22 protein-coding genes are annotated in these 23,231 nt (G+C 34.4%); 5 read left to right on the top strand and 17 right to left on the bottom strand.

The window, feature by feature from the left end; all coding sequences use genetic code 11:
• Positions 1-177: 177 nt before the first annotated feature.
• Both HNQ35_RS05830 and HNQ35_RS05825 read right to left on the bottom strand, forming a co-directional pair.
• Positions 178-1,086 carry a chemotaxis protein gene (locus HNQ35_RS05830; RefSeq protein WP_146935906.1) on the bottom strand — a complete coding sequence of 303 codons (909 nt, stop codon included), beginning with the start codon at positions 1,084-1,086 and terminating at the stop codon, positions 178-180.
• 92 nt (positions 1,087-1,178) lie between these two features.
• A complete protein-coding gene (locus HNQ35_RS05825; RefSeq protein WP_146935904.1) occupies positions 1,179-2,141 on the bottom strand; it encodes a helix-turn-helix domain-containing protein in 963 nt (320 codons plus the stop codon).
• Between the two features lie 294 nt (positions 2,142-2,435).
• Here HNQ35_RS05825 and HNQ35_RS05820 point away from each other — a divergent pair, with 294 nt between their 5' ends.
• Entirely contained in the window at positions 2,436-3,575 is a 1,140-nt protein-coding gene (locus tag HNQ35_RS05820; protein ID WP_146935902.1) for a tyrosine-type recombinase/integrase, read from the top strand.
• A gap of 34 nt (positions 3,576-3,609) precedes the next feature.
• Here HNQ35_RS05820 and HNQ35_RS05815 read toward each other — a convergent pair whose 3' ends face one another.
• From HNQ35_RS05815 to HNQ35_RS05755, 13 genes are all read right to left on the bottom strand, one after another.
• Positions 3,610-3,870 carry a metal-sensitive transcriptional regulator gene (locus HNQ35_RS05815; RefSeq protein ID WP_146935900.1) on the bottom strand — a complete coding sequence of 87 codons (261 nt, stop codon included), beginning with the start codon at positions 3,868-3,870 and terminating at the stop codon, positions 3,610-3,612.
• A 67-nt stretch (positions 3,871-3,937) separates the two neighbouring features.
• Positions 3,938-4,801: a 5'-3' exonuclease gene (locus tag HNQ35_RS05810; protein ID WP_146935898.1), complete on the bottom strand. Its 864-nt coding sequence runs from the start codon at positions 4,799-4,801 to the stop codon at positions 3,938-3,940.
• Positions 4,798-8,436, bottom strand: a complete 3,639-nt coding sequence (locus HNQ35_RS05805; RefSeq protein ID WP_146935896.1) for a dynamin family protein — start codon at positions 8,434-8,436, stop codon at positions 4,798-4,800. The genes HNQ35_RS05810 and HNQ35_RS05805 overlap by 4 nt, the downstream gene beginning before the upstream one ends.
• A 139-nt stretch (positions 8,437-8,575) precedes the next feature.
• Positions 8,576-9,046, bottom strand: coding sequence for a flavin reductase family protein (locus tag HNQ35_RS05800; protein WP_146935894.1), 471 nt, complete (start codon positions 9,044-9,046; stop codon positions 8,576-8,578).
• A 163-nt stretch (positions 9,047-9,209) separates the two neighbouring features.
• Positions 9,210-10,739 carry an acyl-CoA carboxylase subunit beta gene (locus tag HNQ35_RS05795; RefSeq protein WP_146935892.1) on the bottom strand — a complete coding sequence of 510 codons (1,530 nt, stop codon included), beginning with the start codon at positions 10,737-10,739 and terminating at the stop codon, positions 9,210-9,212.
• Between the two features lie 15 nt (positions 10,740-10,754).
• Positions 10,755-11,531: an enoyl-CoA hydratase-related protein gene (locus HNQ35_RS05790; RefSeq protein WP_146935890.1), complete on the bottom strand. Its 777-nt coding sequence runs from the start codon at positions 11,529-11,531 to the stop codon at positions 10,755-10,757.
• Positions 11,532-11,548: 17 nt separating this feature from the next.
• Positions 11,549-11,761 carry an acetyl-CoA carboxylase biotin carboxyl carrier protein subunit gene (locus HNQ35_RS05785; protein ID WP_146935889.1) on the bottom strand — a complete coding sequence of 71 codons (213 nt, stop codon included), beginning with the start codon at positions 11,759-11,761 and terminating at the stop codon, positions 11,549-11,551.
• A gap of 12 nt (positions 11,762-11,773) precedes the next feature.
• Positions 11,774-13,126, bottom strand: a complete 1,353-nt coding sequence (locus HNQ35_RS05780; RefSeq protein ID WP_146935887.1) for an acetyl-CoA carboxylase biotin carboxylase subunit — start codon at positions 13,124-13,126, stop codon at positions 11,774-11,776.
• A 13-nt stretch (positions 13,127-13,139) separates the two neighbouring features.
• The gene (locus HNQ35_RS05775) at positions 13,140-14,282 is read right to left on the bottom strand and encodes an acyl-CoA dehydrogenase (protein ID WP_146935885.1); all 1,143 of its coding nucleotides are present in this window, start codon (positions 14,280-14,282) and stop codon (positions 13,140-13,142) included.
• Between the two features lie 114 nt (positions 14,283-14,396).
• Positions 14,397-14,984, bottom strand: coding sequence for a TetR/AcrR family transcriptional regulator (locus HNQ35_RS05770; protein WP_221261428.1), 588 nt, complete (start codon positions 14,982-14,984; stop codon positions 14,397-14,399).
• Positions 14,985-15,114: 130 nt separating this feature from the next.
• On the bottom strand, positions 15,115-17,571 hold the full coding sequence (gene parC, locus HNQ35_RS05765; protein WP_146935883.1) for a DNA topoisomerase IV subunit A: 2,457 nt from the start codon (positions 17,569-17,571) through the stop codon (positions 15,115-15,117).
• Positions 17,572-17,586: 15 nt separating this feature from the next.
• Positions 17,587-19,542 carry a DNA topoisomerase IV subunit B gene (parE, locus tag HNQ35_RS05760; protein WP_146935881.1) on the bottom strand — a complete coding sequence of 652 codons (1,956 nt, stop codon included), beginning with the start codon at positions 19,540-19,542 and terminating at the stop codon, positions 17,587-17,589.
• 158 nt (positions 19,543-19,700) lie between these two features.
• Positions 19,701-20,117 (bottom strand): CoA-binding protein, encoded by a 417-nt coding sequence (locus HNQ35_RS05755; RefSeq protein ID WP_146935879.1) that lies wholly within the window; start codon positions 20,115-20,117, stop codon positions 19,701-19,703.
• A gap of 176 nt (positions 20,118-20,293) precedes the next feature.
• On the opposite strand from HNQ35_RS05755, the gene plsY reads away from it, so the two are divergent.
• The 4 genes from plsY (at position 20,294) to HNQ35_RS05735 (ending at position 22,448) form a co-directional block, all read left to right on the top strand.
• Positions 20,294-20,875 carry a glycerol-3-phosphate 1-O-acyltransferase PlsY gene (gene plsY, locus HNQ35_RS05750; protein ID WP_146935877.1) on the top strand — a complete coding sequence of 194 codons (582 nt, stop codon included), beginning with the start codon at positions 20,294-20,296 and terminating at the stop codon, positions 20,873-20,875.
• Between the two features lie 100 nt (positions 20,876-20,975).
• Complete coding sequence (folE2, locus tag HNQ35_RS05745) at positions 20,976-21,914, top strand: GTP cyclohydrolase FolE2 (RefSeq protein ID WP_146935875.1); 939 nt, start codon at positions 20,976-20,978, stop codon at positions 21,912-21,914.
• Complete coding sequence (gene yidD / locus HNQ35_RS05740) at positions 21,911-22,174, top strand: membrane protein insertion efficiency factor YidD (RefSeq protein ID WP_146935873.1); 264 nt, start codon at positions 21,911-21,913, stop codon at positions 22,172-22,174. The genes folE2 and yidD overlap by 4 nt, the downstream gene beginning before the upstream one ends.
• Positions 22,155-22,448: a HesB/YadR/YfhF family protein gene (locus HNQ35_RS05735; RefSeq protein ID WP_146935871.1), complete on the top strand. Its 294-nt coding sequence runs from the start codon at positions 22,155-22,157 to the stop codon at positions 22,446-22,448. The genes yidD and HNQ35_RS05735 overlap by 20 nt, the downstream gene beginning before the upstream one ends.
• Positions 22,449-22,490: 42 nt before the next feature.
• On the opposite strand, the gene HNQ35_RS05730 is transcribed toward HNQ35_RS05735, so the two are convergent.
• Together HNQ35_RS05730 and HNQ35_RS05725 are read right to left on the bottom strand one after the other, a co-directional pair.
• Positions 22,491-22,793 carry a hypothetical protein gene (locus HNQ35_RS05730; protein ID WP_146935869.1) on the bottom strand — a complete coding sequence of 101 codons (303 nt, stop codon included), beginning with the start codon at positions 22,791-22,793 and terminating at the stop codon, positions 22,491-22,493.
• The gene (locus HNQ35_RS05725) at positions 22,793-23,221 is read right to left on the bottom strand and encodes an acyl-CoA thioesterase (protein ID WP_146935867.1); all 429 of its coding nucleotides are present in this window, start codon (positions 23,219-23,221) and stop codon (positions 22,793-22,795) included. The genes HNQ35_RS05730 and HNQ35_RS05725 overlap by 1 nt, the downstream gene beginning before the upstream one ends.
• Between the last annotated feature and the right edge of the window lie 10 nt (positions 23,222-23,231).

Genomic DNA, 23,231 nt, shown 5'->3' with positions numbered 1-23,231 from the left:
ATAGTCAGTAGTTTTATCAATGATTTACTCTTTACTCATTCATCGATTATAATCAATCAATATAACATATTGCGAGTGAATTTCTAAAAAATAATTCCCTATTGATACCCGTTTTATATAGTAAAAAAGCTATCATAAAAGTGTATTTGCACGCTTTTATGATAGCAATATATTATATTATATTATATGTTTGTCTACTTCTTTTACAAGTTCTACTATCTGTGGTTTACTTACTTGTGAACTTGCACCTACTTGTATACCTTTATGATATAAATCTTCGGTAATCAATGATGAGAAAACAATAACAGGAATGTCGCTTAATCGAGAATCACTTTTAATCCTTTTTGTTAGATGATGCCCATCCATTTGTGGCATTTCGATATCTGTTATAACTAATTGAACTTTCTCTTTCGGATCGATGTTTTCATTTTCTGCTACCGAACTTAAATACATCCAAGCATCTTTTCCATTTTCGTAAAATCGCACATTTTCATAGCCAGCTTCTGCTAACGTATCCTTTAAAAGTTGTCTTAACACAGCCGAATCTTCTGCCACAACGATATGTTTTTGCGAACGTTCACGTGGTCCTAATTCTTTCAACGTATCGATATTTATACCAGCTTCTGGTGTAATATCAATAATAATTTTTTCAAAATCTAACAGAATCGGCATCGTTTCTTCTAATTTTATAATACCTATGGCATAGGCTTGTTGTCCGGTTGATAATTTGCTTGGTTTTTCAATTTGTTTCCAGGAAACTCGATGTATTCGTGACACATGATGCACACGAAAAGCAATTTTTATTTGATTTAATTCGGTAATAATAAATTTATCTTTTGAAGGATCAGTTGATGTCGGAACATTTAAAACGTTTGCTAAGTTAATGACGGGAAGTACTTCCTCACGTAACCGTATCATTCCTTCGATATTTTCTGGAGAATTGGGAATCTGTGTAATCGGTAATGGATTAATAATTTCGCGGACTTTAAGCACATTAATACCATATACCCCTCCTCCTACTTCAAACATGATGACTTCTAACTCATTTGTTCCACTTTCTAGTAATATATTTGTTTTATTAGTCATATCTAACGCTCCTAATGATTCAAAATAATTGTTATATATATATGATATCGGCATAATCGAATGAATCTATTAGGAAAAGCTCCATATTTTATTTAATTTAATCGATCTTCTATTAGTTTTAAAACATATTGTTCTAGAGATAGATATTGTTTTTGGGCTAATTTTTTTAATTTATGTTTCTTTTCTTTTGATATGTGGACTGTTAATAGTTCTAAATTATTATCAATCAGTAAGCCATTATGTCTTTTTTCCATGATTCCGTCTTTAATATGATTTTCTAATAATTTTATTTCATAAACATGTGTATCTTCATAGATGTCTTCAAGTAAACATGGTTTTACTTCAAGATTAATGACATCATCTGTTTCTGTTAACTTCATATTGCGATAGCTTAATTTGCTGTAAAAAAGCTCAATGACATTAAATACTGGTGCAGCGATATGTGATGGCTTTTTAAATGAGAATGATACGTATCCTTTCTTTGTTATGTATGGCCTTTCTTTATATCTTTGAAAGATAAAACCTCTCTCTTTCAATTCTTTTAATGGGAAAATTTCACCTTGTTCTGTCCATACTTTACCACCATCACCATTTAATTCCATAATGCGTCCCATAACTCGATCTTGTTGATGATATACTTTTTGATATAAATATACATGTAATGGCTTACTATAAAAACGTTTCTGTTCTCTCTTTTTTTGTAGTGGATGTTTTACTTTAAATCTTTCTAATGCTTCTTCTGTAATAAAATATAACTCTCTTCCTTTATAAGGTTTTTTTTCCGCTTGTAAATCGCCTCGTTTTATATAAGAGAATACAGTTGTCGGATGTACTTGTAACTGTTTCGCAACTTCTCCTGTCGTTAAACCAGGTTTTTTAAGTGTTTCTTTTAGTGCTATAACATCTTCTCTTTTAAATAAATGTGTCTCATCAATTTGCCATGAATCTTCGTATATAGGTACCAGCTTTTTTTCTCTTATATATTTATAAATCGTTTGAACCGATACATTAAGATAATCAGCTACTTCTTTCGTCGTTAGTAATGTTTCATTCATATATATGATTCACCTTTCATTGTCTATAATGCTACATAATATTAAGTATAGCATATATTTGTATGTTCTTATATCATTAAATACATTGATTAATTAACATATATTAAATATATGTATATATTGTAATAGGTGACAAAGAGACTATTTTTCACCTATTATGTTATAATACATTTATATTAACTGTAACTATATCAGTATTATTAATCTATAGTAAACTTATATTCTATGATTATGTTCGTTAGTTTATATATATAAATGTAAATCTATGTGAACTATTAAAAGGAGCATCATATTATGAAAGATTTATCATTAAATAAAACGTCACAATTAAATAAGTTAAATAGTTTACAAATTTCTAAAATAGTTGATTCAATGCTTGATAAATCACTTTATTCTCATATGTTAGATATCATTGATGAAACGGAAAACTTTAATCATTTTAATGATTTAGAAATGATATATTTATTTGTCCATGAAGAAAAGGACCAGGATGAGCGTAAAAATAGAACAGTAGATACAAAGCGGGAGTATTTTCGTGAGCTGCTATGGATCTATCATTTATTCATTCATCAGGGGAAAGAAATTGGCTACGAACCTAGATCTTTGGACATTTATACAGTGTTTAAACAACTTCAGCGACAACACATCCGTAAATTTCAAGATTGGTTGAAGTCCGTTCCATTAGGTAAAGGGGGAAAAACTTATTCTGTAGCGACCATCTCACGTAAAACAGTCATATTTAAAGCATTTTTAAAATTTCTTTATGATCGAGACTATATAAGGGATCCTCTTCATCAGACATTTAAGAGTGCACAAGTGCATATGCGGGATCGTCCTAATCGTGATCTTTATACAGATGAGGCGATACAATTATTGTCATACTACGAATCACACCCAATCATTTATGGTTTTCTAGCTGTCTTGTTAACAACGGGGGCGCGTATAAGAGAAATCGCTCAAGCGCGGATGTGTGATTTAACTTATGAATCAGAAGGCTATTGGTTAGAAGTGATTGGAAAGGGAAAAGAGAGACGAGAATTGTTTATTTTTCCGAATGTATTTACAGCTATTAAACGTTTTCGCAGGCGTCGTGGACTAGATACGGTTGTTGATAAAAACGATCGATCACCAATATTTGTTACAGCGAGACATAATGCTTATTCATATAAATATTTATCCAAATACTTATCTAATGCTTTACAAAATGCAGATCTACCGTTTATTCAAGATGAAAAGCGTTCGATTACGCCACATAGTTTAAGACATGGTTTTGCAATTATAAGTGCTGACCAAGGTGCAGATATTTATCGAATTATGCAAGCGTTAGGTCATAAAAAAATCGATACGACGATGATATATTTAGAAAAGTATCAACGGAGAAAAAATCATGTGGCACATACATGGAAACAATCATCGGTTATTAAAAATATTTAAAAACGGCCCAATTTAAGGGCCGTTTAACTATAAATTATCGACTTTTAACGAGTAATTGAATTGCTTCATTAACTGCGTCAGATGTCTCTTCGCCTTTTTCATACTTTTCTTTAACGCAAACTTGCAAATTTTCCGCAACGATTAAAGCCATTGCACGATCAATCGCTGAACGAGCTGCTGAAAGTTGGCTAATAACATCTTTACATTCTTTTTCTTCTTCCATCATACGAAGTACACCGCGAACTTGACCTTCCACTCGTTTTAAACGATTTTTCACTTGTGGTGTATACTCCATGTCGTCTTCCTCCTTTATACCTCTATAGGTATTATATCGTAATAAAACATATCGGTCTAGTTTATTATTAGATCATATCGATTAAACGGTGAAAGTTAAGCTTTTCAAAGGCAGAAGCTACTTTGGTTCGATCGTATGTCCATTCAGCATGTGAAATATCACATGTAAGTGGTAAGTCACATTGAATTTCAGCTAATTGCCTTGACAAATGTAACATATCTATATCGGTTTTGATTCTTTTTTGCATCGAAGTTGATAGATCAGCAAAATGATTTAAAAGATTATCAATCGTTTTATATTCATTCAATAATTTAATTGCCGTTTTTTCTCCAATACCTTTAACACCCGGATAATTATCAGCTGAATCACCCATTAAGCCTTTTGCATCAATAATCTGATGTGGGTATAGACCGACTTTATCATAAAAGTTGTCCTTATGATAAATGTCATAATTTCCTTGCCCTTTTTTCATAATGGCCACTTGAACTGAATCATGTATAAGTTGCAGAATATCACGATCTCCAGTCAAAATAAGCACATCATATTCCGTTCGATATTGTTTAGCAAGTGTTCCAATACAATCATCTGCCTCATAGTTTTTCAAACCAATATTCGGGACATCAAACAAAGATACCACTTCTTTAACGAGGTCAAACTGTGGTACGAGTTCTTCAGGAGGCGCACTTCTATTTGCTTTATAATCTTTATAAATGTCATTCCGAAATGTTTTAGCCCCCATATCCCAGCAGCAAATGACATGAGATGGTTGAAATGTTTCAATCGCATTTAAAAAATATCGTAGAAATTGATAAACACCGTTTGTTGGCATACCTTCAGCAGTTTTCATGAAATTTCCACGATAACTCGTCGCATAATAACCACGAAACAAAAGCGCCATGCCATCAACGAGCATTAATTGTTGTTTCGTCATTGTTTTTTCTCCTTTTGATCAATGCTTCGTAAAATTTGTGTCATTCGTTCAGACACATCAATATAGATTGGTAAATCATTTGTATCTTCCATGACTTCAAGCTGTTGCTTAATATATAAATGGACTTCATCTTTCATTTTTTCTTTCACCGTATCTAATACATTAAGCCACTGCTCTTCATAAGATGTCGCCATTATTTGTTTGATTAATGCCGTATAAGCTTCTATTTCTGGTTCTATAATAGTGAACATACTGTCACGCATTTGTTCCCTTTCATTGTCAACAAAAAAAGCTTTTGTCCCGCGATATCGAGCTAACACCTTTTTAAAACGTGACAATGATAAATCATTAAATGCTTGTTGAAATATTGGCGTTTCAAAATCACCAATTTCTAATTCACTCATTGTTAACGATTGATCAATTGACCGTATCTTTGATTTCATTTTTTGATCGACTTCAACGATTAAGTCATTTAATGTTTTCTCAACACGTAAACCGACTGCACGCACTTCCTGTAATAGTTCATAGCCTACATAATCTAACAATTGTTCTGTACATTGTTTCAATTGACGCATACCATCTTTACCAGACTTTGTAATCGTCGTAGGGTTAAAATAATCTTTAAACATATCATGGAAACGAATAGCCATCCGTTCACGTAAATAGTAAAGCTGTTTATCAACTCTATCACGAATCTGCTCTTTATACGTTGTCGTATCAAATTCATTTAAAAAAGTTATAATTTGTTTTTGTGAATTGTTAAGCTTTTCTTTAAATCTCTCTTTTTCAGTTTCATCAAGTTGTAATGTGTGTATATATGCTTGGATTGATTGTTCAATTCGGTTTATATCGTAAATTAATGATTCAATCATAATCGAAGACAAATCTTCATTAATAAACTGATAAAAATCATGCTCAAAATGGCTCATTTGCTTATTTAACGTTAAACCTTTCATTTTATCCTGTAATGATTGTTTACTAGAAATAGGATAAATTCTTGGAAAGCGAACACCTAATTGAATTAGCTGATCATTTACATAGTCAAGAACAAGTGTTAATTCATCTTCATCTTTTGCTAAATCACTAGCATTCACGACAAAAAACATTTTATCCCTTTCAAACGACTCTTTAACACGACCTAGTTGCATAAGAAAGTCTTTATCCGCACGTGATAAAGCGTGATTATAATAAGTTACATACAAAATCGCATCCGCATACTTAATATAATCAAATGAAACATCAGTGTGTCGTGCGTTCATAGAATCTGCCCCAGGTGTATCAACTAAAGTAATGCCTTGTCTTGTCATTTCACAATCATAAAATAAATCAATCGCCTTTACATATGCCGCTTTTTTCTCGTCTACTGCATAATCTTTAAATTCATTAATCGTAATGGTAAGCTTTTTACCTATTATTTCTTTCATGTCGTCATATCCATCAATTAAAGCGACTAAGTAAGCTTGATACATTTTATTTAATGCATTTTTTTTATAAATCTCTTCATTTTTAGCCCAAGATAGCAATTCAGCAAATTGATCCGTATTTGGTGGAGAGAAGCGCTTGACGATTTCGAATAAATCATGATATAACCATGTTTCATCTTTTAAATGAACAATTCCTGTTTCATGGGCAACGTCTTGTGTAACTGGATTAATACGATTAATGACAGCAGTTGTCGGATTTGGTGACGATGGCATTAAATCTTTTCCAATTAAGGCATTTATAAGTGATGATTTCCCTGCGCTAAATGCACCAAATAGAGCAATTGTCAATTCCCTATTCTCTAACCTTTCCCTTTTACGACGAATATCAGCAACAATTTGTTCAACACCATGAATATCTTTAACAGTTTCTAAAGTTTGTTTAACGTAAGGCATGATATAGTCAATCGTATATGAGCCATTATCAACTTCTTCTTCACCGCTTCGAATTTCAACGGTTCTTTTTTCTGTTAGATTTTTACTTTTTAACGTTTCAATAACGACTTGATTACGCTTTACAATCATTTTTTCTACTACAGCCTTTGTATCTTTCGTAAATTGAGGTGATTGTAACTGACTATTAATCTTTTCAAATGCATCGTCAGTTGATTCAGATATAGATTCTTTTTTTATCGCTTGTTGTTTGATGAGAATGAGTTTCTCTCTTTCCTTTATCAATTGAGTGCGTTGATCATTTGTTTTATCTTCATAGAATGCTAAAATCTGTGATAATAAGTCATTGGTTTTACTTTTAAATGTTCGTTTAATTTCTTGACTAATATTTTCTGTATAATTTAAAACGTATTGGCCGTTTAATTGTGCACCTGGATGAATCGAGTCAATAATATCTGCTTTTGTTAAAGTAACAGTTAGTTGTTGAATGTGTGTCATCAACTGATGGTCATTTAATTCATTTTCTTTAAGCAATGTGAGTAATTTATCACGTAAAATCCACTGGACATTCGATTCTACAGATTTTTGTAAAGCTGTTAAAAATTGTTCTAACCGGCGTTTCTTCTCAATCTCAGTTTTCTTTTTCGCACCAAAAAAACCAATTTTAAAATCTTTTTGTTGTGACTCTAAAAATAATTTTGCTAAATCCCTTATATCACGCGGCATCATATAAGCATTTTTTAACGTTTGATTAACTTGGTTTTGAAATGATTGTTTAAAGTTTAAAAGATTTTCTTCTAATGTTTGTAATTGTATTTCGACATTTTCTAATTTTTGTTCGATATCAACAGTTGACTCATCTATATGACCAATTTGTAAGATTGCTTCTTCAGCTTGATCTTTTAAAAATTCCTTATGGTCATCAATGATTTGTTGAACAGCTTCATCTAGTCGCGAATGTGTACGGTATCCTTGTACAAACAAGTCTTTAATTTTATTTTTGATATGAGTAAATTGATTTGTAGATAAAGTAAAATCATATAAAGACGAATAATAAATATCCTCAGGTGTTAATCCCCAATGTGAAAACGTTTGTTCAACTTTTTGCTGAAAAATCGAAAAGGGTAATTCTTTTTCATCATGTTTATCAATCTGATTAATAATGACATAATAAGGAATCTTCATCTGTTCCATTTTTTTAAGGAACTGTAAATTAACTTCTGATTGAACATGATTATAATCCATCACATAAAAGAGAATATCGACAACATGTAAAGATGATTCAGTCATGATTCGGTCGGCATCATCTGCCGCATCAATACCTGGTGTATCAACAATTGCACATTGATCTGGAATGACATCGGTTGATGTGCTAATGTCAAGCCGTTTAATTGTATCTTTATTCATACAGAAATCTTTTACTGCTTCAATATCGTACGGTTCATTATATTGAATAGGTGCATCATGCTTAAAGTAGACACGAACGTATCCTTCACCTGAGGTTAGTTTGACGATATTAGCACTTGTTGGTATCGGACTATTTGGTAATATGTCTCTACCTAATAAAGCATTGATCATCGATGATTTTCCAGCAGAAAAATGTCCAGAAAAGCTAATAATAAGTTCTTTATCCATTTGCTTTTTATATAAATCAACAAGCTTATTCGCTTGGATATGATCATCATGTTCATGCATCGTTTGGTATAATGCTAGTAGATGTGATTGATTAATATTTGTTTTATGCATCATCGTTAATGTCAAGATACACAATCCTTTCTTTCAATATACTAATCCTCATTATACGTAAACTTAAACGCGTTATCTACTATATTAATGTTATAGAGATTTGTACTATTTAACATAAAAATCCCCATTTATTAAAGAATCGGGGATCATTCGTTTAATCATTTTTATTAATTGTTCGGTAATCTCCACCGAAATATAAAAGAGGCTGTCCTTCCCTTTTTGCTAAGTCAATCACTTCAGCAATAAATATCGTATGGTCTCCCGCTTTAAATGAATCAGTTATTTGGCAGCTAATTGTCGCTAAAGCATCTTTAATGACAGGAGCTCCGGCTAAATCAATATATGGAATATCGCAATCTTTCTCTTTTTGTCTTGAGAATATCATCGAATAATTTTTTTGTTCTTCACTTAAAACACTGATACCAATTTGCTTTGATTTAACAAATTGCTTGAATAAACTTGCATTCTCACCAATCGAAATGGCGATTAATTTCGGTTGTAAAGAGACTGACATAAATGCATTAACAGTCATGCCTGAAATTTCACCTGTATCATCTTTCATCGTCACAACAGTTATTCCAGTTGCAAATTTCCCCATTGTATCTCGAAATGTTCGATCATCCATCATAATTCCCCCTTAAATCCAATCTAAAAACAACTTTAACAATCTCAATGTATCATTAAATGAGTAATATTTGTATTAAGTTGTCTTATTTTGTTGAAATTATTATTTTTTACAATAGATAAACGAAAAACCGCCCCTTTTTTCTTTCGAGGCGGTCTTTTAATCAAACTGGATAAACACCGTGTTTTCGTTCTGTAAAGGTAACGTTTTTATGATGATATACGCGATAACGTTTAATCAATTCCTCTCTCAAATGATTCGGATCAACAACAGCGTCAACAACCATATCACTAGCAAGACGATATATATCAATATCGTTTCGGTATTCTTCTTGTTTTTCTTTCACAAATTCACTCCGCTCTTCTTCAGGTAACTCCGCAATTTTATTTGCATAAACAGCATTAACAGCTGCCTCTGGACCCATAACAGCAATTTGTGCAGTCGGTAGAGCCAAACAAGCGTCTGGCTCAAAGGCAGGTCCAGCCATCGCGTATAGACCAGCACCGTATGCTTTTCTAACAATGACGGAAATTTTAGGCACAGTTGCTTCACTCATTGTTGCTAACATTTTTGCACCGTGACGAATGATACCTTGTCGTTCTACTTGTGTACCAATCATGAAGCCAGGGACATCGACTAAAAATAGTAAAGGAATGTTAAATGCGTCGCATAGCTGAACAAATTTCGCTGATTTATCTGCGGAATCTGGAAAAAGAACCCCACCCTTTACGCGTGGTTGATTAGCGATAATACCAATCGTTTGCCCATTTAATCGTGCCAGACCAGTAATTAATTCTGGAGCAAAACGTTTCTTGATTTCTAAGAAACTGTCTTCATCAATTAACTTGTCGATTAAATGATACATATTGAATGGTGCATTCTGATTGACAGGAATAATATCAGTAATCGATTTTTCCATTTCCTTGATCGCTTTTCCTTCAAGGACAGGTGGTTTATGGCGAAAATTAGCAGGGAAATAGGTTAAATATTTCCGCGCATAGTCAATTGCTTCTTCTTCTGTTTTCGCTAATACATCACCACAGCCTGAAACTGTACAATGCATTCTTGCACCTCCCATTTCTTCTAACGTTACTTTTTCACCGATAACCTTCTCGGCCATACGTGGTGATCCAAGATACATCGATGCGTTACCCTCAACCATAACGACGATATCACAGAAAGCTGGAATATATGCACCCCCAGCTGCAGATGGACCAAATAATAAACAAACTTGTGGCACACGACCAGACATTTTTATTTGATTATGAAAAATTCGACCTGCACCTCTTCGGCCTGGAAACATTTCAATTTGATCTGTAATACGAGCACCAGCTGAGTCAACAAGATAAAGCATAGGTATTTCTAATTTCATCGCCGTTTCTTGAATGCGGAGTATTTTTTCGACCGTTCTTTTCCCCCATGAACCTGCTTTTACTGTTGAATCATTTGCCATGACACAAACATCTTGACCATTCACTTTCCCAATTCCAGTTACAACACCATCAGATGGTAATTCATCATCCATACAGTTAGCAAAAAAGGCATCTTCCACATCGACACCATCATCAAATAAAAGTTCGAGTCGCTTTCTTGCAAAAAGCTTCCCTTTTTCGGCATTGCGTTGATGATATTTTTCTTTTCCGCCTTTTTTTATCTGTTTAATACGTTCTTGTAATACGTCGACGTATGTCATGTCATATCATTCCCCCTATTTACCGTAATAAATTGGCTTCCGTTTTTCTTTAAAGGCTAATAAACCTTCTTGACGATCTTCAGTAGGAATTGTTTTTTCATAACAAAGATATTCTATACTTAAACCCGTGGTTAAGTCTGTCTCAGCACCTAATTGAATCGCACGTTTCGCTTGCTCTAGTGCAATCGGGCCATTATTAGCAATTGTTTGGGCCATCTCTAAAGCTTTATCAACAACATCATCTGTTGTCAATTGCTCCACAAGACCGATTTCTAAAGCTTCAGAAGCTGTCATAGGTTGAGCGGTAAAAATGAGTTCCTTTGCTTTTCCTATACCAACTAAACGGGAAAGCCGTTGTGTTCCGCCAGCACCAGGGATGATAGCCAAAGATGTTTCTGTTAATCCCATTTTTACTCCTTCTTTAGCTATCCGAATATCACAGGCTAATGCTAATTCTAATCCACCACCGAAAGCTGCACCGTTTATTGCTGCGATGACAGGCATTTTCATCAATTCGATACGTTGAACTGTCTTACCGATCTGTTTAACGGCTTGAATAACTTCTGTATCTGACATACCACGTCGTTCTTTTAAATCTGCTCCTGCACAGAACGCTCGATCGCCTGCTCCAGTAATCACTGTACAATAAATTTCTTTGTTATGATCAATCTTTTCAATTTGTTCGGCTAATTCATACAATAATTGCTGTGATAAAGCATTTCGTGAAGCTTCACGATTTAATGTTAATAGAGCTACATGATCGATCACATCACATTTTATTAAATGAGTCATATGGCACACCTCCTGCATTATTCTAACGTTACTAACACATCACCTTCATTGACAAAATCACCTTCTTTAACTTTAATCTCTTTTACGATCCCATCATCTTCTGTAGCAATTGGAATTTCCATTTTCATAGATTCTAAAATAACAACATCTTGATCAATCTCAACTTGTTCTCCTTCTTGAACCAATACCTTCCAAACACTTCCTGCCATATTCGCTGTAATTTCTTTCATGTTTATCCTCCTTTATTTTTTTAACATAGGTAAATAATACTCATCAACAAATGAAATTTTTGTATTTCCTTTTTTGAATTGATCATGTTCAATAATCGTTTTTAACATCGGTATATTTGTTTTAATTCCATCAATATGATAATTGTTTAAAGCATCTTTCATTCTTTCAATCGCTTCCTCTCGTGATGCTCCAGACACAATGAGTTTAGCAATCATCGGATCATAGAATGGCGTGACTTGAAAAGAGCTAGAAACACCTAATTCATGTCGTATATGTTCACCTTCTGGTAAATCTAAACGCGTAATCTGTCCAGGAGATGGGAAAAAACGCTCAGGATCTTCTGCATAAATACGTGTCTCAATAGCGTGACCTTTTATCTTGATGTCATTTTTATTTAAAGACAATGGATTCCCACTAGCAATAAGCAGTTGTTCTTTAACTAAATCAACACCTGTTACTTCTTCTGTAATCGGATGCTCAACTTGAATACGTGCATTCATTTCTATAAAGTAAAAGTTTTCCTCACTATCGACTAAAAATTCAACTGTACCAACATTTGTATAATCAACAGCTTTTGCTGCACGAATCGCTGCTTCCCCCATTTTTTCTCGGGTTGCTTCCGAAATAAAAGATGATGGGGCTTCTTCTATCACCTTCTGGTTCCGGCGTTGGATTGAACATTCTCGTTCAAATAAGTGCATCACATTTCCATGTTGATCTGCTAAAATTTGTACCTCGATATGACGAGCATCATCGATCTTCTTCTCGATAAACATCGAACCATCACCAAAGAATTGTTTGGCACGTTGTTGATTATCAAGAAAAACATTTTCCAACTCTTCATCTGACTGAACAACTTGCATCCCGATACCGCCGCCACCGAGTGAGGCTTTTAACATAACTGGATAACCAATTTCCTTAGCAAATGCTTTAGCTTCATCAATAGTATCTAATGCTTCTATTGATCCAGGAACAACAGGTACACCTGCTTCTTTCATTATCTTCCGTGCTTCAATTTTACTTCCCATTTGTTTTAGAACCTGACTATTCGGACCGACAAATATGATACCTTCTTTTTCACATTTCTCTGCAAATAAATGATTCTCACTTAAAAACCCGTAACCTGGATGAATGGCATCTGCTCTATATTCCTTTGCAATCTCGATGATTTTATCTATATTTAAGTAACTTTCATTCACTCGTGCAGGACCTAAAAGGTAACTTTCATCAGCCATCTGAACAAAAGGACTATTTTCATCCACCTCAGAAAAAACAGCAACCGTTTTTATTCCTAATTGTTTAGCTGAACGAATAATACGTGCGGCTATTTCCCCACGATTAGCAATTAATACTTTTTTAATCATGGTATCACTTCCTTTAACATCCTAATTGTCTTGCAATGACTAAGCGTTGAATTTCTGATGTCCCCTCACCGATTTCTAACAATTTAGCATCACGTAAATACCTCTCAACCTCATATTCTCTCATATATCCATATCCCCCATGAATCTGTATAGCTTGATTAGCAGACCGGACAGCTGTTTCTGTCGCAAAAAGTTTTGCAAAAGCCGCTTCCTTCGTAAATGGTTTATTTTGATCTTTTAACCATGCGGCCTTATAAACCATCTGTCTTGCGAGTTCAACCTCCATTGCCATATCTGCTAACTTAAATTGAATCGCTTGAAACTTCGATATCGATTGACCAAATTGCGTTCGTTCTTTCGCATATGCCAATGCTTTGTCTAAAGCTGCTTGAGCAATACCTACTCCTAACGCTGCAATCGATATCCTGCCCCCATCTAATGTGTATAAAAATTGTTTAAACCCCTTTTGTGGATCACCTAATAAATAATCTTTCGGAACCCTTACGTGATCTAAAACGACTTCTGCTGTATCTGAACCACGAACACCCATTTTATCGTAATGACTCGTAATCGTTAATCCCTCACGATTGGTTGGAACAATCATTGCAGAGATTATGTTTTTTCCATGTTTATCTTTTCCCGTAACGGCTGTTACGATAATTGTTTGAGCAAAACTAGCATTTGTAATAAAACATTTTTCCCCATTAATCACGTATTCATCTCCATCTAATGTAGCCGTTGTCCTTGTCCCGCCTGCATCTGAGCCAGCATTTGGTTCAGTTAAGCCGAATGCTCCAAGTGTTTTTCCACTAGCCATTGGGACTAAATATGTTTCTTTTTGTTCTTCAGTACCAAAATAATAGATTGGACTTGCTCCTAATGAGACATTGGCTGCATAACTAAGTCCAGTGCTAGCACATACTCTAGCAATTTCTTCAGCGGCAATCGCATAGGAAATCGTATCACCCCCAGAACCACCATATTTTTCTGGGAAAGGGATCCCCATTAACCCGAGTTCACCCATTTGTTTGAAGATATGCTTAGGGAACTTCGCTTCTTGATCAATTTGAATCGCTTCAGGTTGGATTACTTCTTCAGCAAATTCTCGTACCATTTTTTTAATCATTGTTTGCTCACGTGTCAGTTCAAAATTCATAGATGTTAAACCCTCCTTTTCATAGCATGTTATAACAGACTGATTGGTCTGTTGATATTAAAAAATAATTCGCATCAACAAAAATGACTTTGTAAGTGCTTACATTTGAAAGTATTATTTAATGACCGCATGAATAATCATATCTTCATAATATTGAGCAATTTCTTCAATTGATTTCTTACCGTCTTTTCGATACCATCTATAAATCCAGTTTACCATTCCAAGTATTGCCATTGCTGTAATAACTGGATGAAGCTCTTTACGAAATTCATCAGATTCAACACCTAGTTGTATCGTTTTAATAATAATATCTCTAAATTGGTCTCTTTTCTTTTTTATCATCATCTCATAGGGATTAGGTAAGTAGATTTGTTCTTGATAAAAGACGGTAATATGTGCATGATACAAATCAAATACTTTTACAAAGTTATTAATGATATCACGAAGTTTATTTGTTGGACTTTTATGTTTATGAAAGCTTTCATATGCTTTTTTAAGAGCATATGAAATAAATTCATCATGTATTAAATAAAGCACTTCGTCTTTTGAAGAAAAATAATGATAAAATCCCCCTTTTGATGTCCCAACTTCACTGACTATTTTATTAACACTTACTCCATGGAAACCATACTTGTCAAAAAGTGTTAACGACGTTTGAATAATTTCATTTTTTAATTCAGAAATTTTATACCCTCCCTTCAATCTTTGCTAATATCTTATCACATTTTTCAGATTATACAAGAGTGATTTAACAAAAAAGACCGAGACAAATCATTTAACGATTCAAGCTCACGCGATGATCGTTATTGTTTTGTCTCAGTTCTTTTTAACTTTAAGATTTGTCATCCTTAAAAACAGGTATTGGCTCTGTTTGCTTGATCCAGACATCTGTTATTTCTCCATCATTATCTGAATCAATGATAAATGATCCATTACTTTGTCGTTCACTTATTGGTAATTCGAATGGATGAATATCTCGTTCTATACCTTTTGTCGTTGTAAATTTTAGAACATCTGATTCTTTAACGAGATACAACCCTTTTATACGATGTGGTTTATTTTTCAGTTCTCTTAACATCGGAACGCCACGCCGTGCTCTCGTTGTACGCTCAAACTGATCAATTGTCATACGTTTACATGCTCCGCGTTGTGTCACCGCAATTAAAAATGGTGTCTGATCAGGTGTAAATGCTTGACCCGAAATGACTTTTTCACCTTCTTTTAAGTCAATGGATTTTACCCCTCTTGCCCTTACACCAATTGGCGTTAGTTCCGATTCGTGAAACCAGAGACCATACCCTACATTGGTTGAGATAAATATGTCCTCATTTCCATCTGTTTTAAACACATTGATCACTTGATCACCATCATTTAAATTTAACGCGATTAAGCTCCGAGTATATCGTTGTGCCTTATATAAATCAAGTTGGCTTTTCTTAATCATTCCTTGTTCAGTTATAAAAATTAAGAATTCACCCTTATTAAACTCTCTTATTGGTATAGATGTGACGATTTCATCATCACCTTCTTCTAGTGTGACGATATTTGATACGTGTTGTCCGATTTCTTTCCAGCGAATATCAGGTATTTTATGAACAGGAATGTACAAATAATTCCCCTTATTCGTAAATAGCAACAAGTCATCAGTCGTGTTCACTTCAATAAGTGAAACGATATGGTCTTCATCTTTAATGGGAAAATCCTCACCATTTGATGCCGAATATGAACGAAGACTCGTTCGCTTAATATAGCCGTCACGTGTGACAGATACGATTGTATCTTCACTAGGAACAGTAACTTCTATATCGATTTTTAATTCTTCTATTTTCTTTTCAATCGTCGTTCTTCTAGCACTTTTATATAATTTTTTTAACCGCCTTAAATCTTTTTTTATCGTCTGAAGTAATTTTTTTTCACTGTTTAAGATGCTTTCGTAATATGTGATCTTTTTTTGTAATTCTTTAGCTTCTTCTTCCAAAGAAACGATGTCAGTATTTGTTAAGCGATAGAGCTGTAATGTCACAATCGCTTCTGCTTGTTGTTCAGTAAAGTCGAATGTTTTCATGATGTTACTTTTTGCATCTTGTTTATTGTTAGAAGCACGAATAACAGCGATTAACTCATCTAATATGGATACGGCTTTAATTAATCCTTCTACAATATGTGCACGTTCTTTCGATTTTCTTAACTCATAAGATGTTTGCCGCGTAACGACCTCTTTTTGATGCTGAATATAGGCATCTAATAGTTGTGGTAATGACAATTGTTTCGGTGTTTTATCTTGTATAGCCACCATATTAAAATGATAGGTTACTTGTAAATCTGTATGTTTATATAAATAATTCAAGATCCCTTCACTATTTGCACCTTTTCTTAGTTCGATAACGATGCGAAGTCCTGTTCGATCTGTCTCATCACGTACTTCAACGATACCTTCTACTTTTCTATCTAAGCGAAGTTCATCGATTCTTTTTACTAAGTTCGCCTTATTGACATCATATGGTATTTCATCAATCACAATTTGTTCACGATTACCACGTATTTGAACGATTTCTGCTTTCCCACGAACAATGACTTTTCCTTTACCTGTTTCATAGGCTTTTTTAATCCCGTCGATACCTTGAATAATACCACCAGTAGGAAAATCAGGTCCTTCTATGACAGTCATTAATTTCTCTACACTTGCATTCGGATGATCAATTTTCATAATAACAGCGTCTATCACTTCTTCTAAGTTATGTGGCGGAATGTCCGTAGCATAACCAGCTGAAATACCAGTTGAGCCATTGACAAGTAAATTAGGGAATTTAGCAGGTAATACAGTAGGTTCTTCTGATGTGTCGTCAAAATTAGGGATAAAATCAACCGTATCTTTCTCTATCTCTCTTAATAATTCCGATGCGATATTTGATAAACGTGTTTCGGTATAACGCATCGCCGCAGGAGGATCACCATCAATACTTCCGTTATTACCATGCATTTCAATTAGGATATTGCGCATTTTCCAATCTTGACTAAGACGCACCATGGCATCATAAACAGACGTGTCGCCATGTGGGTGGTAATTACCGATAACCGTACCTACCGTCTTAGCTGCTTTACGATAATTTTTATCATGTGTATTACGATCTTTATACATCGCATACAAGATTCGTCTTTGTACTGGTTTTAAACCATCTCTTACATCTGGGAGAGCGCGGTCTTGAATAATATATTTACTATATCTTCCAAATCGATCGCTCATCACTTCTTCTAATGATAGATCTAAAAATGTCTCCGATTGTGTCAAATGATAGCCCCCCTATCATACAGTATGAATATGTTCGTTTTCTAAAATACTACCCTCTTCTTCAAGCCCAAATTCTACATTGTCTTCAATCCATTTACGTCTAGGAGCAACTTTGTTCCCCATCAATGTCGTTACTCTTCTTTCCGCACGTGCTAAATCATCTATTGTCACACGAATTAATGTTCTTGATTCGGGATTCATCGTTGTCTCCCACAATTGTTCGGCATTCATTTCTCCTAAACCTTTATAGCGTTGAATCGTATAACCATCTTTAAATTGTTTAATCGCATCATTTAATCCAGCCTCATCCCATGCATAGATAACTTTTTCTTTTTTGCCTCGCCCCTTAGCAATCTTATATAAAGGCGGTAACGCTAAATATACATGCCCAGCTTCAATTAACGGTCGCATATAACGGTAAAAAAACGTTAAGAGTAACACTTGAATATGGGCACCGTCCGTATCAGCATCCGTCATAATAATAATCTTATCGTATTGAATATCATCAATATTAAAGTCGCCACCAACACCAGCACCGATTGTATGAATAATTGTTGAGATTTCTTCATTTTTAAGAATATCTTCTAATTTTGCTTTCTCGGTATTGATGACTTTCCCTCTCAACGGAAGAATCGCTTGAAACTTTCGATCTCGTCCTTGCTTTGCAGAGCCACCCGCAGAATCGCCCTCTACGAGATATAATTCATTTCTCTTAGGGTTTCTTGATTGAGCTGGCGTTAATTTACCACTTAAAATACTATCACGACGGCGACGTTTTTTACCTGAACGTGCTTCTTCTCTTGCTTTTCTTGCTGCTTCTCTAGCGTCACGAGCACGAAGCGATTTTTTAATTAATAATTGAGCAATTTTTGGATTTTCTTCTAAAAAGAAAGAGAGTTGCTCTGAAATGATGGCATCTACGCTAGAACGTGCTTCAGAAGTGCCTAACTTACCTTTAGTCTGTCCTTCAAACTGTAGTTTTTCCTCTGGGATACGAACTGATACAATCGCCGTTAATCCTTCACGAATATCAGTTCCTTCAAGATTTTTGTCTTTTTCTTTTAATTCACCGATTTTTCGTGCATGATCATTAAATATACGAGTAATGGCCGCTCTTGCACCCGACTCATGTGTTCCACCATCTTTCGTACGCACATGATTCACGAATGATAGCATGCTTTCTGCAAAGCCATCATTAAATTGAAACGCAAAATCAACTTCTATACCTTGATGTTCGCCTTCAAATGAAACAACCTCATGAAGCACGTCCTTTTCTTCGTTTAAATAATGAACGAAAGCCTTTAAACCATCAGGATAATGAAACGTTTGCTGTTCATCTGTTCTTAAATCAGTAAAAACTAATTTCAGACCTTTTAATAAAAATGCTGCTTCTCTGAGTCTTTCTTTAATCATTTCAGATTGAAACGAAGTTGTTGAAAATATGTCTGGATCAGGTTTAAAATGGATGATTGAACCCGTTTTACGTGTTTTTCCTTTGTTTTCAGGAGGTTTAACAGGATGACCACCTTTTTCAAATCGCTGATGATATATTTGACCATCTCGATAGGTTGTGACCTCCATCCATTCTGATAAAGCGTTTACGACAGATGCACCAACTCCGTGTAATCCGCCACTTGTTTTATAGCCACCTTGGCCAAATTTTCCACCTGCATGTAACACCGTAAAGATGACTTCAAGCGTCGGTTTTCCTGTATGGTGCATCCCAGCTGGAATACCTCTTCCTTCATCTTCTACTGAAATGCTCTCATCTTTATGTATAGTGACACGGATGATGTCTCCATAACCTGCCAATGCTTCATCTACTGCGTTATCCATGATTTCAAATACAAGATGATGTAAACCTCTTATATCCGTACTTCCAACATACATACCAGGACGTTTCCTAACTGCATCTAACCCTTCCAATATTTGAATCGAATCGTCTGTATATTGTTGAGGATCCTTGTTCATATTCCATCGAACCCCTTTCATCCTCGAATCACTTCTACTATAGAACTAGCGCTCTTATTTATAGTCGTCTCATAAACTTGTTTTAGTATACTATAATTATTTCATAGACTAAAGTAAAAGGGTGACAAGTAGGCCACCCTTTTGCTTTGAGATAATCTTTATTTAACTAGTACAGAATGGGCTACCTTAATACACATGTCCATAATAACTGTAAATCCTTTTTGTTTTAAATAGTTATATGCTTCTTCATTTATAATACCTTGTTGAGCCCAAAAAACATTACATTTTGTTTGGGCTGCTTCTTTAGCAATCTCTGGTAGAAATTCAGAACGGCGAAATACATTAATTAGATCAAAGTCTTCTTCAATCTCTGTTAAAGATGAATAAGCTTTTTCGCCTAGAACTTCATCAACCATAGGATTTACAGGAATGATTTTATATCCCGCATCTTGCATCGCTTTAGCAATTTGATAAGACGTACGTTCTGGATTATTAGATAGCCCGACGACAGCTATTGTTTTCGCTTTTTCTAAAATATGTTTTATCTCTTCGTTTTCTGGATTTTTCCAACTCATTATATATCCTCCTAATAACATGCTTTATTTTATTCTATCATAGGTTACAAAGCACTGTAAGGTCCACATCTAAGAATGAACGTCTCATGACATATTGGAAATATTTTATTCATTCATATCCCTGTTCATGGTAAAATAAAGGATAAGAGATAATAAACGAAAGTAGGAAAGTACATATGGAATACATAATCTTTGGCTTGGTTGCTTATTTATTAGGTTCAATTCCCTCTGCACTTATTATTGGAAAGTTAAGATATAACATAGATATTCGAGAACATGGTAGTGGGAACATGGGTGCAACGAATACTTTTCGTGTTTTAGGTATAAAAGCAGGAACGATCGTCACAATAGCTGATATTTTAAAAGGAACAGGCGCAACGCTTTTACCACTTTTATTTGATGCTGATGTCTACCGATTAATAATTGGTGTGTTTGCCGTATTAGGTCATACATATCCTATATTCGCTAAATTCAAAGGTGGTAAAGCCGTCGCTACATCTGCCGGTATTATATTAGGTATTCAGCCGATTTTATTCCTAATTATGATTGCTTCTTTTCTTTTAACACTTTATTTAACAAAATATGTCTCACTTTCTTCAATGATAACAGGTGTAGTAACAGTGATTGTAACAATTATTATGAAAGATACTGGATTAATCATGATTACTTCCTTCCTAACTATTTTTGTTTTTATTCGTCATAGAGAAAATATTAAACGAATAAAGAATAAAACAGAACCAAAAATAAAGTGGATGTAATAACTCATTTTTAGTCTTGTTTGTTTGAATAAACCAAATGAGTTCAGTATACTTTAGAGTAAAAATATGATTCATTTTTAATATAAGAAAGGGACTTATAATGGAAAAACATGTAGATCTTATTGAAAAAAAACAACTACCTCATAAAGAAGAAAGACTTAAACTATTTGGTTCAGTAAAACCAGGCCCGAAAACAAAACCTGTAGATAAATGTCAAATGACTGATATTCAAAATATGAAAAAAGATTTTTTATTTGAACTTGACGCTGTCGGTATTGATCGTGTTAAGCATCCCATAACAGTCACGAGCCAATTATCTCCTCAAGAGCAAACGACTGTAGCTCAGTTCACTTTCACATCATCGATTAAACAAACAAGCAAAGGAACGAATATGAGCCGTTTTATGGAACAATTACAAGCTTATCATGAGCGAGGATTTGTTGCTAACTTTAATTCATTAAAGCATTTTGCAAAAGAGTTGTCTGAGCGTTTAAATCAAAGGGATGCTACCATATCGGTAAAGTTCCCTTGGTTTTATGAACGGCGAGGTCCAGCGTCTCGTTTGGCTGGATTGAACCATGCAGATATCACGATGACTGTCAACTATGATCAAAAAGAGGGATATACATTATCAGCTGGAATGACAGTCCAAGTTACAACCCTTTGTCCATGTTCTAAAGAAATTAGTGAATATAGTGCCCATAACCAGCGTGGCAATGTCACAATGGAAATCTCTTTTATAGATGACAATATCGATGACTATATGAATTGGAAAGAAGAGCTATTAGAAGCTGCCGAAAGTAATGCAAGTGCAAGATTACACCCTGTGTTAAAACGCCCAGATGAAAAAATGGTAACCGAACAAGCATATGAAAACCCACGTTTTGTTGAAGATATGGTACGTTTAGTCGCTGCTGATCTCTATGAATTGGATTACATTAGGAAATTTAAGGTTTCATGCCGTAACGAAGAATCCATTCACATGCATGATGCAATTGCGTCTTTAACATATGATAAGTTAAAGGAAAAAAACGCATGAAATTTATTCTAATTAAATTAATAGAGTTTTATCAAAAAATAATCAGTCCTCTAAAACCACCGACCTGTCGGTTTTATCCAACATGTTCAACTTATAGTTTAGAAGCTATTAAAAGATTCGGTGCCTTAAAAGGTGGTTATTTATCTATAAAACGAATTGCTAAATGCCATCCTTTCCATCCAGGTGGTGTTGACTTCGTTCCTGAGAAAAAACAAAAACACCGTAAAGGGGTCATGTCTGATGAAACTACACATCACTGAAGCTGCAGCAACTTGGTATGAAACAGAATTAGAAATGGATAAAAATAGTTGTTTAAGATTTTTCGTAAGATATGGGGGCGTGGGGAATGTACCTGGTTTTTCATTAGCGATTAAACAGGATGAGCCATATCAACCACATGCTACAGTCCAACTCAACGGCATCACATATTATGTTGAAGAAAGTGACGCTTGGTATTTTGAGGATAAAGATTTAATTGTTGATTTCGATAATAAGCGAAATGAACCCGTTTTTATTTATAATAAAATAAATTAACAATCATCTCTTTAAAAAAACAGGCATCTATCGCCTGTTTTTTTAAAGCAATCGGAACCTCTTCAGTTGCTCCCATTGTTTTTCTTTTATTAAGATGTCACGTTGGCGTTCTCCAAATAAATCAAAATGTGGATATGTATTGCGTTGATCGATCCATTCTGGTTTTAAATCATAACGCTGTCCCCATTGAATTAATTTCTCGATATCGTAACAGCCAACTTTTGTAACGGTATATGCATGAGGGAATCGTGCATCTTGCCAATAATGTGTTAAGAAACAGATATTCCCTTTAATAACGCAGTCTTTCCACATTTTTAGTTCTTGACGATTAATTCCAAAGGCCATTATACATCACCTGTTTTTTCTAAAGCGCTCATATACGCTTCATGCCAATCTGGAAAAGCTTTTCTAACGGATAGTGGCCGGAAATTTTCCTTTTTAACGATTACATGTTCTGTTTTACCACTAACAGCTATTTCATCTACTTCATTTAAAATGTGATAACCATATACAGTTCTTAAGCCATCATAATGGTCTAGCCATGTTTCAATTAACACCTTTTCACCATAGCGAATAGGTTTTTTAAAACTTATTTGAGCATTCGTAACTGGGGAGACAACTCCGTCTTTTTCCATATCAGCATAACAAAAACCGAGAGATTCAATAAATTTTGTCCGACCTATTTCAAACCATACTAAATAATTTGCATGGTAAACAACGCCCATTTGATCTGTTTCTTGATATCTAACTTCTATTGGTGTCGTCGTTTTCATATGTTTCCTC

The organism is Cerasibacillus quisquiliarum, from assembly GCF_014202495.1.
Taxonomy (GTDB): Bacteria; Bacillota; Bacilli; order Bacillales; family Amphibacillaceae; genus Cerasibacillus; species Cerasibacillus quisquiliarum.
This window is presented reverse-complemented; position numbering and strand designations above follow the sequence as displayed.

What these genes read in the sequence shown, in the direction of transcription:
- folE2 (WP_146935875.1), top strand. Translation starts at nt 20,976, where the DNA reads ATGGAAAAACATGTAGATCTTATTGAAAAAAAACAACTACCTCATAAA.
- HNQ35_RS05775 (WP_146935885.1), bottom strand. Translation starts at nt 14,282, where the DNA reads ATGAATTTTGAACTGACACGTGAGCAAACAATGATTAAAAAAATGGTA.
- HNQ35_RS05795 (WP_146935892.1), bottom strand. Translation starts at nt 10,739, where the DNA reads ATGACATACGTCGACGTATTACAAGAACGTATTAAACAGATAAAAAAA.
- yidD (WP_146935873.1), top strand. Translation starts at nt 21,911, where the DNA reads ATGAAATTTATTCTAATTAAATTAATAGAGTTTTATCAAAAAATAATC.
- HNQ35_RS05830 (WP_146935906.1), bottom strand. Translation starts at nt 1,086, where the DNA reads ATGACTAATAAAACAAATATATTACTAGAAAGTGGAACAAATGAGTTA.
- HNQ35_RS05755 (WP_146935879.1), bottom strand. Translation starts at nt 20,117, where the DNA reads ATGAGTTGGAAAAATCCAGAAAACGAAGAGATAAAACATATTTTAGAA.
- parE (WP_146935881.1), bottom strand. Translation starts at nt 19,542, where the DNA reads ATGAACAAGGATCCTCAACAATATACAGACGATTCGATTCAAATATTG.
- HNQ35_RS05790 (WP_146935890.1), bottom strand. Translation starts at nt 11,531, where the DNA reads ATGACTCATTTAATAAAATGTGATGTGATCGATCATGTAGCTCTATTA.
- HNQ35_RS05815 (WP_146935900.1), bottom strand. Translation starts at nt 3,870, where the DNA reads ATGGAGTATACACCACAAGTGAAAAATCGTTTAAAACGAGTGGAAGGT.
- HNQ35_RS05810 (WP_146935898.1), bottom strand. Translation starts at nt 4,801, where the DNA reads ATGACGAAACAACAATTAATGCTCGTTGATGGCATGGCGCTTTTGTTT.
- HNQ35_RS05800 (WP_146935894.1), bottom strand. Translation starts at nt 9,046, where the DNA reads ATGGATGATCGAACATTTCGAGATACAATGGGGAAATTTGCAACTGGA.
- plsY (WP_146935877.1), top strand. Translation starts at nt 20,294, where the DNA reads ATGGAATACATAATCTTTGGCTTGGTTGCTTATTTATTAGGTTCAATT.
- HNQ35_RS05780 (WP_146935887.1), bottom strand. Translation starts at nt 13,126, where the DNA reads ATGATTAAAAAAGTATTAATTGCTAATCGTGGGGAAATAGCCGCACGT.
- HNQ35_RS05730 (WP_146935869.1), bottom strand. Translation starts at nt 22,793, where the DNA reads ATGGCCTTTGGAATTAATCGTCAAGAACTAAAAATGTGGAAAGACTGC.
- HNQ35_RS05725 (WP_146935867.1), bottom strand. Translation starts at nt 23,221, where the DNA reads ATGAAAACGACGACACCAATAGAAGTTAGATATCAAGAAACAGATCAA.
- HNQ35_RS05820 (WP_146935902.1), top strand. Translation starts at nt 2,436, where the DNA reads ATGAAAGATTTATCATTAAATAAAACGTCACAATTAAATAAGTTAAAT.
- HNQ35_RS05785 (WP_146935889.1), bottom strand. Translation starts at nt 11,761, where the DNA reads ATGAAAGAAATTACAGCGAATATGGCAGGAAGTGTTTGGAAGGTATTG.
- HNQ35_RS05735 (WP_146935871.1), top strand. Translation starts at nt 22,155, where the DNA reads ATGAAACTACACATCACTGAAGCTGCAGCAACTTGGTATGAAACAGAA.
- HNQ35_RS05825 (WP_146935904.1), bottom strand. Translation starts at nt 2,141, where the DNA reads ATGAATGAAACATTACTAACGACGAAAGAAGTAGCTGATTATCTTAAT.